This is a genomic window from Xanthomonas sp. WHRI 8393, assembly GCF_040203315.1.
Lineage (GTDB): Bacteria > Pseudomonadota > Gammaproteobacteria > Xanthomonadales > Xanthomonadaceae > Xanthomonas > Xanthomonas arboricola.
In genome coordinates, this window is sequence record NZ_JBEGGL010000001.1 from 793,482 (window position 1) to 808,457 (window position 14,976).

At 65.7% G+C, this 14,976-nt stretch carries 13 protein-coding genes and 1 pseudogene; 5 read left to right on the top strand and 9 right to left on the bottom strand.

Annotation, left to right across the window (positions count from 1 at the left end):
- Positions 1 to 621 precede the first annotated feature (621 nt).
- Both ABQ137_RS03440 and ABQ137_RS03445 read left to right on the top strand, forming a co-directional pair.
- Positions 622 to 3,069, top strand: coding sequence for a TonB-dependent receptor plug domain-containing protein (locus ABQ137_RS03440; RefSeq protein WP_184515905.1), 2,448 nt, complete (start codon positions 622 to 624; stop codon positions 3,067 to 3,069).
- 69 nt (positions 3,070 to 3,138) lie between these two features.
- Positions 3,139 to 5,214: an Atxe2 family lasso peptide isopeptidase gene (locus ABQ137_RS03445; protein ID WP_349781174.1), complete on the top strand. Its 2,076-nt coding sequence runs from the start codon at positions 3,139 to 3,141 to the stop codon at positions 5,212 to 5,214.
- Positions 5,215 to 5,282: 68 nt separating this feature from the next.
- Here ABQ137_RS03445 and ABQ137_RS03450 read toward each other — a convergent pair whose 3' ends face one another.
- The 7 genes from ABQ137_RS03450 to ABQ137_RS03480 all read right to left on the bottom strand — a co-directional run bounded on the left by ABQ137_RS03450 (position 5,283) and on the right by ABQ137_RS03480 (position 12,044).
- Positions 5,283 to 7,004 carry a lasso peptide isopeptide bond-forming cyclase gene (locus tag ABQ137_RS03450; protein WP_349781176.1) on the bottom strand — a complete coding sequence of 574 codons (1,722 nt, stop codon included), beginning with the start codon at positions 7,002 to 7,004 and terminating at the stop codon, positions 5,283 to 5,285.
- Positions 7,004 to 7,678: a lasso peptide biosynthesis B2 protein gene (locus ABQ137_RS03455; protein WP_349781178.1), complete on the bottom strand. Its 675-nt coding sequence runs from the start codon at positions 7,676 to 7,678 to the stop codon at positions 7,004 to 7,006. The genes ABQ137_RS03450 and ABQ137_RS03455 overlap by 1 nt, the downstream gene beginning before the upstream one ends.
- A gap of 108 nt (positions 7,679 to 7,786) precedes the next feature.
- Positions 7,787 to 7,933, bottom strand: a complete 147-nt coding sequence (locus ABQ137_RS03460) for a benenodin family lasso peptide (protein WP_016903880.1) — start codon at positions 7,931 to 7,933, stop codon at positions 7,787 to 7,789.
- Positions 7,934 to 7,981: 48 nt separating this feature from the next.
- Positions 7,982 to 8,122 (bottom strand): lasso peptide xanthomonin 1, encoded by a 141-nt coding sequence (locus ABQ137_RS03465; protein WP_104538648.1) that lies wholly within the window; start codon positions 8,120 to 8,122, stop codon positions 7,982 to 7,984.
- A gap of 246 nt (positions 8,123 to 8,368) precedes the next feature.
- Positions 8,369 to 9,010 carry a GntR family transcriptional regulator gene (locus tag ABQ137_RS03470; protein ID WP_181109343.1) on the bottom strand — a complete coding sequence of 214 codons (642 nt, stop codon included), beginning with the start codon at positions 9,008 to 9,010 and terminating at the stop codon, positions 8,369 to 8,371.
- Between the two features lie 286 nt (positions 9,011 to 9,296).
- Complete coding sequence (locus tag ABQ137_RS03475) at positions 9,297 to 10,322, bottom strand: alpha/beta hydrolase (RefSeq protein ID WP_039523261.1); 1,026 nt, start codon at positions 10,320 to 10,322, stop codon at positions 9,297 to 9,299.
- A gap of 135 nt (positions 10,323 to 10,457) precedes the next feature.
- Positions 10,458 to 12,044 carry an SDR family NAD(P)-dependent oxidoreductase gene (locus ABQ137_RS03480; protein WP_104646903.1) on the bottom strand — a complete coding sequence of 529 codons (1,587 nt, stop codon included), beginning with the start codon at positions 12,042 to 12,044 and terminating at the stop codon, positions 10,458 to 10,460.
- Positions 12,045 to 12,265: 221 nt separating this feature from the next.
- Here ABQ137_RS03480 and ABQ137_RS03485 point away from each other — a divergent pair.
- The 3 genes and pseudogenes from ABQ137_RS03485 to ABQ137_RS03495 form a co-directional block, all read left to right on the top strand.
- Positions 12,266 to 12,358, top strand: a pseudogene (locus ABQ137_RS03485) (SPFH domain-containing protein); the annotation flags it as partial.
- A gap of 173 nt (positions 12,359 to 12,531) precedes the next feature.
- Entirely contained in the window at positions 12,532 to 13,506 is a 975-nt protein-coding gene (locus tag ABQ137_RS03490) for a glutathione S-transferase family protein (protein ID WP_039513158.1), read from the top strand.
- Between the two features lie 79 nt (positions 13,507 to 13,585).
- Positions 13,586 to 13,981, top strand: a complete 396-nt coding sequence (locus ABQ137_RS03495; RefSeq protein ID WP_349781182.1) for a VOC family protein — start codon at positions 13,586 to 13,588, stop codon at positions 13,979 to 13,981.
- A gap of 132 nt (positions 13,982 to 14,113) precedes the next feature.
- Here the strand turns inward: ABQ137_RS03495 and ABQ137_RS03500 are convergent, their stop codons facing one another.
- Together ABQ137_RS03500 and ABQ137_RS20660 are read right to left on the bottom strand one after the other, a co-directional pair.
- Positions 14,114 to 14,575: a DUF4126 domain-containing protein gene (locus tag ABQ137_RS03500; RefSeq protein ID WP_349781184.1), complete on the bottom strand. Its 462-nt coding sequence runs from the start codon at positions 14,573 to 14,575 to the stop codon at positions 14,114 to 14,116.
- Positions 14,576 to 14,649: 74 nt separating this feature from the next.
- Positions 14,650 to 14,928: a hypothetical protein gene (locus ABQ137_RS20660; RefSeq protein WP_503021183.1), complete on the bottom strand. Its 279-nt coding sequence runs from the start codon at positions 14,926 to 14,928 to the stop codon at positions 14,650 to 14,652.
- Between the last annotated feature and the right edge of the window lie 48 nt (positions 14,929 to 14,976).

Here is a 14,976-nt window from a genome sequence, read left to right on the forward strand (position 1 = left end):
GCGCTCTGTTGCAGCGCTGCCTGCATATTGCACACGTCGCTGGTAGGGCATTGCGCTTGCGCAACATCACTTGTTGTCGGGGGACGCAATGGCGATGGCGCCGCGCCCAGGACGCGAAGGATGCACATGCAAGCACGACGGGCAGTATCGGGGAGCGGTCTCGGTTTTGATCATGCACGCAGCAGACTGGCAGTGGCGGTTGTCTCGCTGCTGTCGCTGCACAACCTTGCGGCGCAGGAACGCACGGCTGTGCAACGCGTGCAGACCCCAGCGGTGGAAGCGGATGCGCAGCTCGGTGATGCGCCTGTGCACGTAGCCACGGCCGGCATGCTCTGGTGATGGCGATGCAGGCGTAGTGGACGCGTAGCAGGTAGTGGGGAAAGGGCAATTGCATACACAGCGATGACGTGTCGGGCCCGGATGGGTGCCGAGCCATTTTGCGTGCGCAATGATTGCTCGAAAATCAAACAGTTAGTGATACTGGTCGCTGCCCGCCGCGCTGCGGTGCCCGCGTTTTCAGCAGTCGGGTGCAGGACCGATCTTGCTCAGCTGGCGATGCGCGCCGGGTCGACCCGGAGTGCGCCGTCGGCGGGCCAACCCAGGCAAGCCAAAGGACGCAGCATGAAGACACGCACGTTACGCAACGCCATTTCCATCGCCCTGCTAGCCGTGGCGAGCGGGGCGGCAGGTGCGGTGGGGGCACGGGCAGCGACAGCGCAGGGGGCGACGCAAGCTCCGGCAGCGGCGCAGAAAACGCCGGGAGCCGTGGCACCGAACGCAGGCGAGCCGCCCAGGCCCGGCTCGCCGGAGGCTGCGATTGCGGCGACCGCGCCGGCGCAAACCGCCGCGACCGAGTTGGAGTCCATCGAAGTCACCGGCACGCGCATCAAGGGCGGTGCAGTTCCGTCGCCGGTGATTTCGATCAGCGCGGCGCGTATCCAGGAAGAGGATTTCAGCGATCTGGGCGAGGTGATCCGCAGCGTGCCGCAGAACTTCTCCGGTGGGCAGAACCCGGGCGTGCTGAGCGGCAATCTGGCCGGGGCCGGCAATGCGAACCAGAACATGACCGGCGGCGCGAGCCTCAACCTGCGCGGGCTGGGCGCCGATGCCACGCTCACCCTGCTCAATGGGCGCCGGCTGGCCTATGGTGGATTCACCCAGGCGGTGGACCTCAGCGCGATCCCGGTGGAGGCAGTGGAGCGGCTGGAGATCGTGGCCGACGGTGCGTCGGCAATCTATGGGTCGGACGCGGTGGGTGGCGTCGGTAATGTGATCCTCAAGCGCGACTACGACGGGGTGAGCGTTGGCACGCGCTTCGGGCGGGCCACGCAAGGCGGGCTCACCTCGCGGCAATACAGCGTTACGGCCGGCACCACCTGGCGCAGTGGTGGAGTGATCGCGACCTATCAGGACGTGTCCGCAGACCCCATCTACAGCCGTCAGCGTAGTTACACCACTCAACTCACCGACCCGTCCACGCTGTATCCGGGCAGCGACCTGCGCAGCGGGCTGCTGAGTGCCTACCAGGCGCTGGGCGACAACGCCGAATTGCGCCTGGATGCGTTACGCACTGAACGCGACCAACTGCACTTTTACGCTGTCAGTGGCCGCAACAGCCGGGTCACTCCGACCACCACCAGCCTGCTGCTGTCACCGAGCCTTGTGGTGTGGTTGCCCAACGACTGGACGCTGACATTGGGCGCCACCGACGGCAACAGCAAGCACGATCAATACCGCCAGGAGACGGCGCTGGCTAGCGGTGCGGTGAGCGTGACCGACCTGTGCTATTGCAACGACAGCCGCAGTTACGAGCTGGGCGCCGAAGGGCCGCTGTTCGCGCTGCCGGCAGGCGATGCGCGCCTGGCCACCGGGGTGGGGTATCGCAGCAACACGTTCCGTAACGTCAACCACGTCAGTGGCGCGGCGACGATCGACGGCAGCGAAAGTGCGCGCTTTGCCTATGCGGAGCTGAACCTGCCGGTGGTGGGCCCGGCACAGGGCGTGCCCGGTGTGCAGCGACTGACGCTGACAGCGGCGGTGCGCGGGGAGGACTACAGCAGCTTCGGCGGGGTGACGACGCCCAAGTTCGGTGTGCTGTATGCGCCTGGCAGCGATGTGACGCTCAAGGCCTCGTGGGGCAAGTCGTTCAAGGCGCCCACGCTGTTCGAGCGCAACTACGCGCAGGAGGCGTGGCTGTTCCAGCCGGGCGCGTTCGGCGGGGTAGGCTTTCCCGCCGGGACGACGGTGCTGGTGGCCGATGGCGGCAACCAGGATCTGCAGCCGGAGCGCGCCATCACCCGCTCGGTCTCGCTGGCCTGGCACCCCGAGGCGTTGGATGGCCTGGAGGCGGAGCTGACCTGGTTCGGGGTGGACTACAGCAACCGCGTGTTGCAGCCGATCGCCAATGCCAGCCAGGCGTTGCGCAATCCGATCTACGCGCCCTTCGTGGACCGCACGCCGACGCCGCAGGCGCAGGCCGATGTGATCGCGCTCGCCAGCCGATTCTCCAACTTTGCCGGCGTCGCCTACGACCCGAGCCGGGTGGCGGCAATCATCTACACGCAGTACGCCAACGTGGCGCAGCAGGACATCGAGGGTCTGGACCTGAGCGGTAGCTACCAGGTGGCGTTGGCGCGCGGCACGCTGACCTTGCGCGGCTCGGCGAGCTGGCTGGACAGCACGCAGCGGACACTCCCCGCGCAACCGACGTTCGATCTGTCCGGCACGCTGTTCAACCCGCCCAAGCTGAGCAGCCGCGTGGGCGCGGTGTGGAAGCAGGGCGGGCTTACCGCCTCGCTGTTCGGCAACTACCGCGGCGGGGTGCGCAACCGCGCCGACGGGGTGGAGTCGGCATCGTTCACCACATTCGATATGGCGTTGCGCTACGCCACCGGCGCACGCGGCGATGCGTGGGCGGGGCTGGAGTTCGGTGCGTCGGTGGACAACGCCTTTGATCGCGATCCGCCGTTGTATCGGGTGACCTCGCCGCTGTACGTGGCGCCGTACGACTCCACCAACTATTCGGCGATTGGTCGCTTCGTGAGCGTGTCGGTGTCCAAGCACTGGTGATGCGTGGGCTGCCTGCTGCAGCCGATGTATTGGCGATGGTCCTTGAGCGTTGCTGAGAGGAGTGTGTGTGTGAGGAATCACAAACCATGGCGCCTGCTGCTTGCAGGCGTGCTGATGGCGGCAGGTGCATGCGTGGGACACGCGCAAACGGTATCGTCCCAGCGATTGCTGGAGGTGGTGGATATCGGCAGCCCCACGCTGTCGCCGGATGGCCGCAGCGTGGCCTTTCGCACCGAGCAGGCAGCGGTGCAGCGCAATACCTACGACAGCGTCTGGTACGTGCAGGGCCTGCAGGACGCTGCGCCCAGACGCATCGCCGATGGCGGCGTGCCCTTGCGCGATTCGGCAGGCGGGTCCTTGCCTGCAAAGGTGCTGTGGTCGCCGGATGGTCGCTGGCTGTACTACCGCGCGTTGATCGATGACGTGATTGCGGTGTGGCGCGCGGCGGCGGACGGTTCCGGCGCGCAAGCGGTGACCCACGATGCGGCCGACGTGCAGGAGTTTTCGCTGGACGCGGATGGGCGGGTGCTGCGTTACCGCGTCGGCGCCACGCGCGCGCAGGTCATGGCGGCCGAACAGGACGAGTATGCGCAAGGCATCCGGATCGACGAGACGGTGCCGCTCGGGCAGGGCCTGTTCCGCTCGGGCAATGTGCAAGGACGCCTGGCGACGCAGCGCTTCGGCACGGTGTGGTTCGATCGCACCGGCTTGTCGGCGGATGTGCCGGAGCACTGGCTGGCGCTGGACCTGGCCACGGTAACCACGCGGCCACTCGCGGATGCGCCGGTGCCCGCGGAGGAATCGCCCGTCAGTACGCACGGTGTCGACGGTGACGTGTGGCAGTCCGTGCCTGCGCCCGGTGGTGCGGTGGCGGTGTTGTCGCGTGTGGGTGATGGCAAGGGCCAGCTATTCCGTCCGCAGGTGGCGCTGTCAGTCCTGCCCGGTGCACACGCCCGCAAGGCCGTGCGCTGCACCGCGGCGGCCTGCGTGGACAAGGCAATCAGTGCAGTGCAGTGGCGCCCGGGGAATGCGGAGGTGCTCTTCACCATCACCGATCCTGCATTGGGCCTGGCGCAATCCATCCAGCGCTGGAATCCGGCCACCGGGCGGGTGCGGTTGGTGGTGCAGGGGCGCGGTTTGATCAATGGCGGGCGTGACCCGGCGGCACGCTGCGGTGCCTCGGCCGTTGCGCTGGTGTGCGTGACAGCCGAAGCCGATCGCCCGCCGCGTCTGGAACGTATCGGCCTGGACGATGGCACGCGGCAGGTGCTGTTCGATCCAAACGCGGAGCTTGCAGCTGACATGGCGCATGCGACGCCTGCACGGCTGTTGCAGTGGAGCGACGCACGTGGGCGGCGCTACAGCGGGCAGTTCTTCGCGGCACACGGTACCGGCGCGGGCAAGCCGCCGTTGTTCGTCACCTACTACAGCTGCCCGGGCTTCGTGCGCGGTGGCGTGGGCGATGAGTGGCCGCTCGCCGCGTTGGCGCAGGTAGGCATCGCAGCGCTGTGCATCAATCAGCTGCCCGGCTACACCATGGATGCGGTGGAACGGCACGGCGAAGGGCTGGCGGCGGTGGAAAGCGCGGTGGCGTTGTTGTCGTCACAGGCCGGCATCGATCGCACGCGGGTGGGCATGGGCGGGCTGAGCTTCGGCGGTGCGGTGACCCTGTGGACGGCCACTGAGTCGAACCCGCTGGCCGCCGCTTCGGTAGCCAACCCGGTGGTGTCGCCGTCGTACTACCTGTTCGGCAGCATGAAGGGCGAGCCCTTCCTCAAGGGGCTGCGCGACATGTGGGGCCTGGGTGCACCGGAGCAGACACCCGAGCGATGGAAAGTGTTGTCGCCGGCGTTCAAGCTGGAGCGGATCCGCGCGCCGATCCTGTTCCAGCATTCCGAGCAGGAGTATCTGTACGCGCTGGATTACCTGATTCCCCTGCTGCGTGCGCAACGCGCCGAGTTGTACGTGTTTGCGAACGAGCCGCACCAGAAGTTCCAGCCGCAGCACAAGTTGGCCGTATATGCGCGCAACGTTGATTGGTTCCGCTTCTGGTTGCAGGACTACCAGGACGCTCCGCCGGAAAAGGCCGCGCAGTATGCGCGCTGGCGCGCAATCAAGGCGGCACTGCCGTCGCGTGGCGACTAGCGTGTGTGGCGCAGCTGACGCGTGGCACGTTGGCAGCTGCGCCACGCACCTACGCAGTGCAGGCAACCTCAGCGCTGATGACGGACCCAGTTCTCGACCGCGCACAGGTCGAAGATGCGCATGACGCTGTGGTCGCCGTCGGCCACTGTGTGGTCGAAATGGTGGCGCAGGGCATCGGCGTCCAGCAGCCCCTGGCCTGCAAGCCGACCCTGCAGCAGATAATCGCGGATCTGCTGCCTGCCCCGACGATAGACCGCGCCGGAGTAGTTCATGAAGGTGCCTTTGCTGCGGCGATGCAGAATCTGCGCAGGCAGCACATCCGCAAACGCATCGCGTGCGACGGCGCGATTGCGGCCGCCAGCGATCCACATCCAGCTCGGCACTGTCAGGCAGGCCTCCACCACCGGTTGCGAGAGCAGCGGCATGCGCAGGTGCCAAGATGCACTGCGCGCCAGTCCATCACGGAACACCTGGGTGCCGGCCAGATCGACGATACGTTCGCGGTCGCCGGGCAGGCTGTCGGGTGGGGCATTGAACCAGGGATGCGATTGCAATGGAATCTCAGCCTGCGTGCCTGGCAGGAACGATCGCTCCGGCTTGCGTGGCGGTCCGGCCTTGGCGAGGAGTTTCTTGATCGTCAACCTGCCTGCTTTCCACAGCGTGCATTGGTGCAGTTCGGCAAGTGCATGGACTGCGCTGAAGCCGGCGCGCAGGCCGCCTGCACGGAAGGCGTCTGCGGCGGGCGCGGCGGTTCTGGTGTTGCAGAACACGGTGTCGCCACCGCCGCCGGAAAAGAAACTGGTGATGGCCAGCTGCGTGCCGATCGCTTCTTTCAGCGCATTGGAGGCATGCTGCAGAAACCAGGTGCTGGGCGCGACCGCATGTGCCGGCGGTGCGAAATCGACTGGTGCAGCGTCGAACCCCAGCGTGCGCACGATCAGCTCGGTGCCCAACAGATCGCTCATCTGCCGGGCATAGTGCCGCTCGTCGGCGCCAGGCACCGGCGTGACCAGATTGCAGCACGCCACGCGCGCGGTGGTGTCTTTCAGGCATGCGGCGAGGATGGAGGAGTCCAGGCCGCCAGAGAGTTCCAGCAGCACGGACGCATCGGTCCGCGCCCAACACGTGACGCTGGAGGCCACCGTCTGACGCAGCTGTGCCTGTGCGTCGAGGGGATCGTGCCGGCGCCGAGAGGCTGCGACGAAATCCCAGGGGTTCCAGACTTGCTCGACACGGCTGCGGTTAGACTGCAGACACAGCTGGCTGCCCGGCAGCAATTCGCGTATGCCGACAAGCCCGGTGCGCTCGGTCTTGAGGTGCGGGTAGTGCAGATGATGGGCGATGGAGTCCCAGTCGATCTCACGCGTGTACACACCGGCATGCGTGGCGATCGAAATATCTGAAGTGATGAAGCCATGCTGTAGCGCGTAAACGCATGCCACGCCGCCGGAAGGCTCGCGCATCACGGTGATGGCGCTCGGGTCCGCGCGCGGTGCATGCAACAGCAGGTACTCGCCCCACTGCGTCTCGATCAGATGCCGCGTGGACAATGCATGCAGCGATGCGCCGTCCAGCAAGGGGACGTTGTCGCGCTGCGAAAAGACATGGCCGATCAGAGCGCCACCACCAGGCAAGCCGAGCACGGGCGTGTCGTCTGAGGCATACAGGTCGATGTGCCCAGCGCGTTGCCGTAGCTGTAACCCGATCTGGCGCAACGACGCATCGATACCGGCGCAGTCGCCATCGCGGTGTGCCTGCGCATGGTTGAACAAGGCGATGTAGCGGTACATCACACCACCCGGATGGGGGTATGCGCGTGGACGTTGCCGACCGTGTCGTTCAAGACCAGATCGCCCGTCTGTACCCAGCAATGGGCCGAAAACGGATCGAGTGCGACCCCGAAGACAAGCTGGGCGTCAAGCTGGCGCCTACGCAGGAATTTTGCCAATGCGACTGAATCGAGCAGGCAGCGCATCTCGACCGGCACCCACACGCGTGCGCGCTGGAAGACGGACGCTGCATCGGTGAGCCGTTGCTCGAGTCCGGCGAGCGAGCGTTGCTGCATCCCCCGACGCTGTGCTCCAGCGGAGAGGCTGCCAAGTACCCTGCCAAGCGGGGTGCGCTTCAATGCCAGGCGTGTGGACAGCACAAGTGCCAGCACCTCGAGCTTTTCAAGCAGCTGTGGTCGTCGCGCCGGTACAGGCATTTCCATCGCGCTACGCAAAACAGGCATGACGGGAAGCTGCGGGCCGGCGGTCGCTTGCGAACGCTCCACCAGCAAGCCCCGTTCGACAAGGTCGTTGATCTCCAGGTCCGACACCGGGTCATGCGCCAGGTAGGCGAGCAGGGAGTGCTCCAGTGCATGGGGCAGGCGGAAGTAGCGGTCGTTACCGACATCCAGGAACACCAGGCGCTCGCCGATGCGGCAGAACGTTAGGTCGTTGCGCAATGTGTAGCGGTGCATGGCGCTGTCCTTGAGAGAAGGGGCGCACCGTTGCAGTGCGCCCCGTGGCCTGGGAAGTTGCTCACCGGCATGTACAGCCGAGTGGCGACCGCCGCGCGTTGGCAGCGCCTAGTCCTGGCTGATGCCCAGCGTGGTGCTGCCACCCATTTCTTCGCCTGCCAGTGGCCCGCCCTGTGTGTCCAGGCTTGCGATCCCAAGCACGATGAGATCCTGACCAAACGTCGTGGTGTGCGCGTCGTTGTTGCTGGTATCCATGGTCTCTACTCCTGGTGGGAGAGGCGTGCACTCAGGCACGCCTCGGGTTCACTCTTCGGAAATGCCAGGCACGTTGAAGCCGCCGATTTCTTCGCCAGCGAGCGGGCCGCCTTTGGTGTCGGTGCTGGCAACGCCAAGCACCGTGATCTCGCTGGATGCATCGCTGTAGGTGGTGTCATTGATGTTCATCGCTGTCTCCTGGTTGTGTCATGGGAATCCATGACGCAGATACGTTAGGAAACGGGTGTATTGATTATCAAATGATTAAGTCGTAACACCGTCATAATTAAATGCACTGTGTGACCGTCATCGAAGATGGCCGCGCAAATCTGGCCGGTGGTGTCGCATCGCACCTTTCACGCCACATCAGGCGCACGTCACAGGCAGCTCGCAAGCACAGCATGCAGATCCCGCAATGTGCTGCGCTGACGACACTCAGTCGCCGAAGCTGGAAGCCTGATTGATGCGCTCATTCATGACCGCCACGATGCGCGGCACGGCCTGGATGCGGCGTACGTGATAGGCATGCAACGCTGTCTGCAACGCGGCAAGGTTGCGCTGCTGCCAGTGCAGCGTGAGCTCTGCCAGTTCTTCCTCAAGAGAGTCGAGCAGGCCATGTTTGGCACGTCGCACCGGTGCCAACCGGTCGTTGGTCTGCCTGACGGCATGATGCAGCGACCAATGCGCCGTGGCATGGGCGATGGCGTCGAAGAGCTTCCAGGTCTGCTTGACCACGTCCGCAGGTGCGGTGGTGGGCTCCAACTCGCCAGCGGCGTGCGGTGTCGATGCAACGCCGATATCGCAGGCCATCCGCAGCAGGCGGTCCATCCAGTCGTAAAGATCCCGCAGTGCGACTTCGGTGAGCAGCGGCACCTGCAAGCCATAGCGTGCGTGATCGATGACCAGGCCTTCGCCGACCAGGCGATGCAACGCAAGGCGTACCGGCGTGGGGCTGACCTTGAACTCGGCAGCCAACGTTGTCGGATCGATGCGCTGACCGGGTCGATACCGGCCGGATTGCAGTGCGTGCCTGACCTGCGTATAGGCGATGGTAGTTTTGGAGTGGATCCCATGCATGGTGAACTCCTTGTCTGACCGCGACTCCTCCCCTGGCCGGATCGTACATGCAATGGCTGTGGCAGGAGTTGCCGCGGTAGTCCTTTTCAGTCACAGGCCTGTCACATCGTGCTGCCTACGAGGCAGGCTCGGAGCCAACACCCTGTCCCGACAGTAATAGTTTTGATAACGCACAAACTAGGATCAAAAAAGAGGGCCGCCTGGCATGCCAGGGCGGCCCTCGTGTGGACATTATCTGTTCCTGCTATCGCGTGGCACGCCCGTCGTGCCAGACGCTGTGCGTCGCTTAGCGGAACGACTCGCGCAGCCGCTTGCCTGCGTACTCCTGTGCGGCCTTGGCCTTGGCAACGACGGCGGCGCAGCCGAAGAACTCATGTGTCACGCCGGTGTAGACCTCGCGCTCGACCGGTACGTCGGCGTCCTTCAGCGCATCTTCCAGCTTGGCGCCATCGCTGCGCAGCGGGTCGATGGTGGCGTTGATGATCGTCACCGGTGCCAGGCCGCGCAGGTTGGCGTTGACCAGGTCCAGACGCGTATCCGCCTTGTCGGCATCGCTGCGGATCAGGTGCCCCACGAACCATTCGATCATGGCCTTGTTCAGGGGCTTGGCGATGGCGTTTTCGATGTAGGACTCGGTGTGCAGGCTGCCGGTCTGCCCGACCGGGTAGACCGCCAGGATATGCGTCGGTGCCGGTAGCCCCTTGTCGCGTGCGGCCACGGCCGTGGCGATGGCGAGGTTGCCGCCGGCGCTCTCGCCCGCGAGTGCGACGCGCTGCGGGTTGCCGCCGATGCTTGCCGCGTTTGCCAGCACCCACTCATAGGCGGCGAGCGCGTCGTCCCAGGCGGCAGGGAATTTGTGTTCGGGCGCCTGGCGATAGTCGACCGAAACCACGATGGCGCCGGTTTCCTTGGCGAGCCCGCGCGCGCCGCCGTCATAGACCTCGGCATTGGCGATCACCCAGCCACCGCCGTGGAAATAGACAATGACCGGCAGTGCGGTGCCGCCCTGTGGGGTATAGACGAAGGCTGGGAGATTGCCGGCCGGCGTTTCCAGTGTGTGGGAGGTGCGCTTGACGCCGGGCACCAGCGCCTCCGGGTCGGCGGACTTGCCCTGGTCGTGCAGGAGCTTCTTGACCGCATCGGCAATGGTCGGCTGCTGCCGGGCTTCGGCCGGCGTCAGCTTCTCGATGGCCTTGGGTTCGAGCGCATCGTGGGCCTGGGCCAAGTCGTGCATGTCGTCGTCGGCACGGATGGCGCCGATGACGTTGGAGAGGGTGTCGATGATCGGGTTGGGCTTGCCGTGCTCTGTCATGTGGGCGTCTCGGTTGATTGACCGTGACGCTAGCGGCGGTGCAGTCAATGGCGCGACAAGGGAGCTCGGCCGTTATGCACGTGGCGGCAACATTTGCAGCAGGCGCCGGTGCAGGCACCTGCCGATTGAGAGCCCTTACCAATCCGTCGGCGCATAGTCCTTGAGGAACTGCCCCCACACATGCTCGCCGGTGTTGGCGCCGTGGATGATGGGGTCGACGATGCGCGCGGCGCCGTCGACGATGTCCAGCGGCGGGTGGAAGCGTTCCTGCTGGACCTTGAGCGCGGCGATGTCCGCCGGATCCTCGTCGGTGACCCAGCCGGTGTCGACGCTGTTCATGTGGATGCCGTCGTTCTGGTAATCGGCCGCCGAGGTACGCGTCATCATGTTCAACGCAGCCTTGGCCATGTTGGTATGCGGATGCCGGGTGGTCTTGAAGTTGCGGTAGAACTGCCCTTCCATCGCCGAGACGTTGACGATGTGCTTGTCGCGCTCGGGCGTGCGCAGCATCAGCGGCTTCAGCCGCGCGTTGATGATGAAGGGTGCGATGGCGTTGACCAGCTGGGTTTCCAGCAGTTCCACCGAGGGCACTTCGTCCATCAGCAGGCGCCAGGAGTTGCGCCCGCGCAGATCCACCTGCTGCAGGTCCTGATCCAGCCGTCCGTCCGGGAACAGATGCTGCTGACCGACCAGCTCATCGTCCAGCAACGCCACCTGCGACAGCTCGGCAGCACGGGTGAGGCCGTCGGCGCCGTCCAGGCCGCGGCCGTGCACCGCCGGCAGCGCCATTGCCGAGGCATCGCGCAGCAGTTCGGGCGTGCGCAGGCCCTCGTAATGGCCGACCAAGTTGCGTACGGTTTCCGGCAACTCATGCAGCGCGGCGGTCTCGCCGGCCATCATGTGCGCGTAGAACTGCGGCGGGCGGCGCACCGTCTGGCAGGCGTTGTTGATGATGAAGTCCAGCCGGTCGCGGGTGGCCAGCAGCTGGCTGCAGAACGCTTCCACGCTGGGGGTGTGGCGCAGATCCAGGCCGAACACCTGCAGGCGATGGCCCCATTCGTTGAAGTCCGGTTCCTGGGCATAGCGCGCGGCCGAATCGCGCGGAAACCGCGTGGTGACGATCAGTTCGGCACCGGCGCGCAGCAGCTTCAAGCCGGCCTGATAGCCGATCTTGACCCGTCCGCCGGTCAGCAGCGCCACGCGTCCACGCAGGTCGGCGGTTTCGGTGCGCTTGAAGTAGTTCAGCTCGGCGCAGGCCGGGCACATCTGGTCGTAGAAATGATGCAGCTGGGTGAACTTCTGCTTGCAGACGTAGCAGTGGCGCAACTCCGGCGAATGCGTGGGCTCCGGTGCGGCAGCGGCATTCTGGCCGTTGTGCGCGTCGTGCAGGCCGGCGGCATGCGGCGGGAAGAAGTTCGGCGTGCTGAACACCGGTTTGCGCCGCAGTGCGCGGATGCCGCGCTGCTCGAGCAGCGCTTCGGCCTTGCGCACCTTCTCCTGATGCCGCTCGCGCTCGCGCTGCTTGAGCAGCTGCCGCCGCGCCTTGGGCTCGGGGTGATAGACCCTGGCCACCACCTGGTGCAGCCGCACGCGGTCGGCCTCGGGCAGCGTGTCGAGCACGCTGCGGTCGGCCTCGATGGCCTCCAGCAGGTCCAGCGCCGCGCGCAGGCGGTCGGTCAGGGGCAGGTCGTCGGCGGGCGGGGGTGGGGCGTTGGTGTTCAAGATGGATCCGGAAAAGAGCGACAGAAGGCGGAGCGCATGCAGCGGGCGGCGCGGTGGACGCGATGGATGGCGGCCAGCGGCCACGCTGGCCTGGACCGCTGCCGCCGCAGGCCGGAGCGTCCGGACTGCGGCTATTTTCGCCGATCCCGAGGTGTTGGTGCCAATGGCGTGCCAAGGCAGTGGAAGCGGTGATGACTCCGGTGCCCAGGGTGCGGCAGTGGGCCAGCCAGATCGCCGAACTCAATGCCGATGCCTGCAAGAAGGCGCAGGCCTGCTACATGGTGCCTTCCGGCACGTCGGTGATTGCCAGGTAGCCTGCGCTGCCGACCGACGGCAACGCGGCGCTCCTGTTGCCTTGCAGCGGTGGGTCTTCGGTCTGCAGGCGCTGCTGGCTGCTCGCGTCCGCTCACGCCACCACGGCCGCTCACGCACTCTCCAAACCGGCTGGGCTAGGGTTGCGGCCTATTGTGGTAGCGGAGAAGGCAGCATGGGCCTGTTGGTCGATGGCAAGTGGCAGGACAGTTGGTACGACACCGACAAGAGCGGTGGGCGTTTCGAACGCTCGCAATCGCAGTTCCGCAATTGGGTGACGCGCGATGGCAGCCCCGGCCCGCATGGGGACGGTGGCTTTCAGGCCGCTCCCGGGCGCTATCACCTGTATGTGTCGCTGGCCTGCCCGTGGGCGCATCGCACGCTGATCTTCCGGCGGCTGAAAGGTCTGGAGTCGATGATCGACGTGTCGGTGGTGCACTGGCTGATGGGCAAGCAGGGCTGGACGTTTGCGCCAGGGCCGGGCGTGGTGGGCGATGCGCTCCACCAGGCGCAGCATCTGTACGAGGTCTATCTGAAGGCGGATCCGCAGTATTCCGGGCGCGTGACCGTGCCGGTGCTATGGGATCGCGAGCGCAACACGGTGGTCAGCAACGAGTCGGCCGACATCATCCGCATGTTCAATAGCGCCTTCGACGCGGTGGGTGCTGCGCCCGGCGATTTCTATCCGGCGCCGCTGCGCGAGCAGATCGATGCGATCAATGCGCGCGTGTACGACACCGTCAACAATGGCGTGTACAAGGCAGGCTTTGCCACCACGCAGGCTGCGTACGAAGAGGCGGTGGTGCCGCTATTCGAGAGCCTGGATTGGCTGGATGCGCGCCTGGGCCAGCAGCGCTACCTGTGCGGCGACCGCCTCACCGAAGCGGACTGGCGCCTGTTCACCACGCTGGTGCGTTTCGACGCGGTGTATGTCGGCCATTTCAAGTGCAACCTGCGGCGCATTGCCGACTATCCGCAGTTGTCCGGCTACCTGCGTGAGCTGTATCAGATGCCGGGTATCGCAGACACGGTGAATTTCCAGCACATCAAGCACCATTACTACCAGAGTCACGACATGATCAACCCCACCGGCATCGTGCCGCTGGGGCCGGTGCTGGATCTGCAGGCGCCGCACGGGCGTGGCGGCTGATGCAGCTGTTCGCCGAGTGCTGCCGGATATCCACGTGCTGCCCTAAGCTGTGCGCCTTCGATACGAACAGGAGTGATGCGTGCTGAATCATGTGATGGTGGGATCGAACGATATTGCGCGATCCAGGCAGTTTTACGATGCGGTGCTCGGCGGCGTCCTCGGTGCGGCGGAGCCACTGGTTAACCCAGCCGGGTCTGGTCATGTGCGCCTGTTCTATCGCCATGCCGGCAGCACGTTCGTTGTCAGCGAGCCGATCAATGATGCGCCCGCGACCAGCGGCAACGGCGCCACCGTGGGCTTCAGCTGCGGCTCGCCCGAGCAGGTGCAGGCCTTCCACGACGCTGCGGTGGCGGCAGGTGGTACGTCCATCGAAGATCCGCCGGGCGTGCGTGAGAGCCGCATGGGGCCGGTCTGGCTGGCCTACGTGCGCGACCCGGACGGCAACAAGCTCTGCGCGATCTATCGGCCTGCGTAGGCTGCGAGACTTGCGCTGCTGCGACTGCCGCAGCGCGAACGGACACCGGGTTATTGCTGCGCCATGGAGACGATGGAATGACCATCGTCGTGGTGCGGCCTGCGGTTGCAGCAGGTGACAGGCTAAATTGCGTTAGTGCTTGGCCGCATCGCGCATGATCAACGTCGCCGCGCCCACCGTGATCGCGTCTTCGACCACGCCGGTGCTGGTCTGGCCGTAGCGGTCGATCGCACGCATGCGCAGGTTGAAGGTGAGATAGGCGGCCGCCACTGCGGTGGACGCGCCCATCAGTGCGGCGACGCCGCGCTGATGGCGCGGAGCCAGGGCCGTGCCGACGATCACGCCGGTGGCGATGCGCGCGATCATGCCGGGCAGCACGATGCGGTCGGGCGCGGTTTTCATCTTGTCGCCTGCCAGCTCGCCGCCGGCAATCGCGAGCATGCCGGCCGACGCCAGCGGATTGGCCAGCAGCGGCGGTGCGCCGTTGTCGGCAGGAAGCTTGCCGGTACGCGCAGCATTGGTGACCGCCGCCAGCGGCGTCATCGAGCGCATGCCGGCGACGGCGCCCATCAGGATGGAATGAATCAAAGCCATGTACACCTCTGCATGTGCTCAACAATCGCAGGCGGAATGCGCTGCGTGCGGCACGCTGTATGGATGTGCACACACTAGGACGGCGCATGTATGGGCCTTGGCAAGAGCTTGTGCATGCCGTGCATTGGCGGTGCCCTCACAGCACTGGATGTGCTTGCGATGCGCTGCCGGGGATGTATCGGCTTGCGCCGCGCAATCAGGCGCGCGGCATTGCACTCAGGGTGCCTTGGTGCCAACAGGAACTTCAGCCCATGGGTGATGCCGCGCGGCGCGACACTCAGGTGATCTTCGTCGTTGACCACCTCCAGCTCCAGCTGCACCGACGGATACTGTGCCGCGCGCAGCGTCTGCACTAGCTTATTGGCGAAGCAGGCGCCTGTTGTCGCCGGCATTCCCGCGCA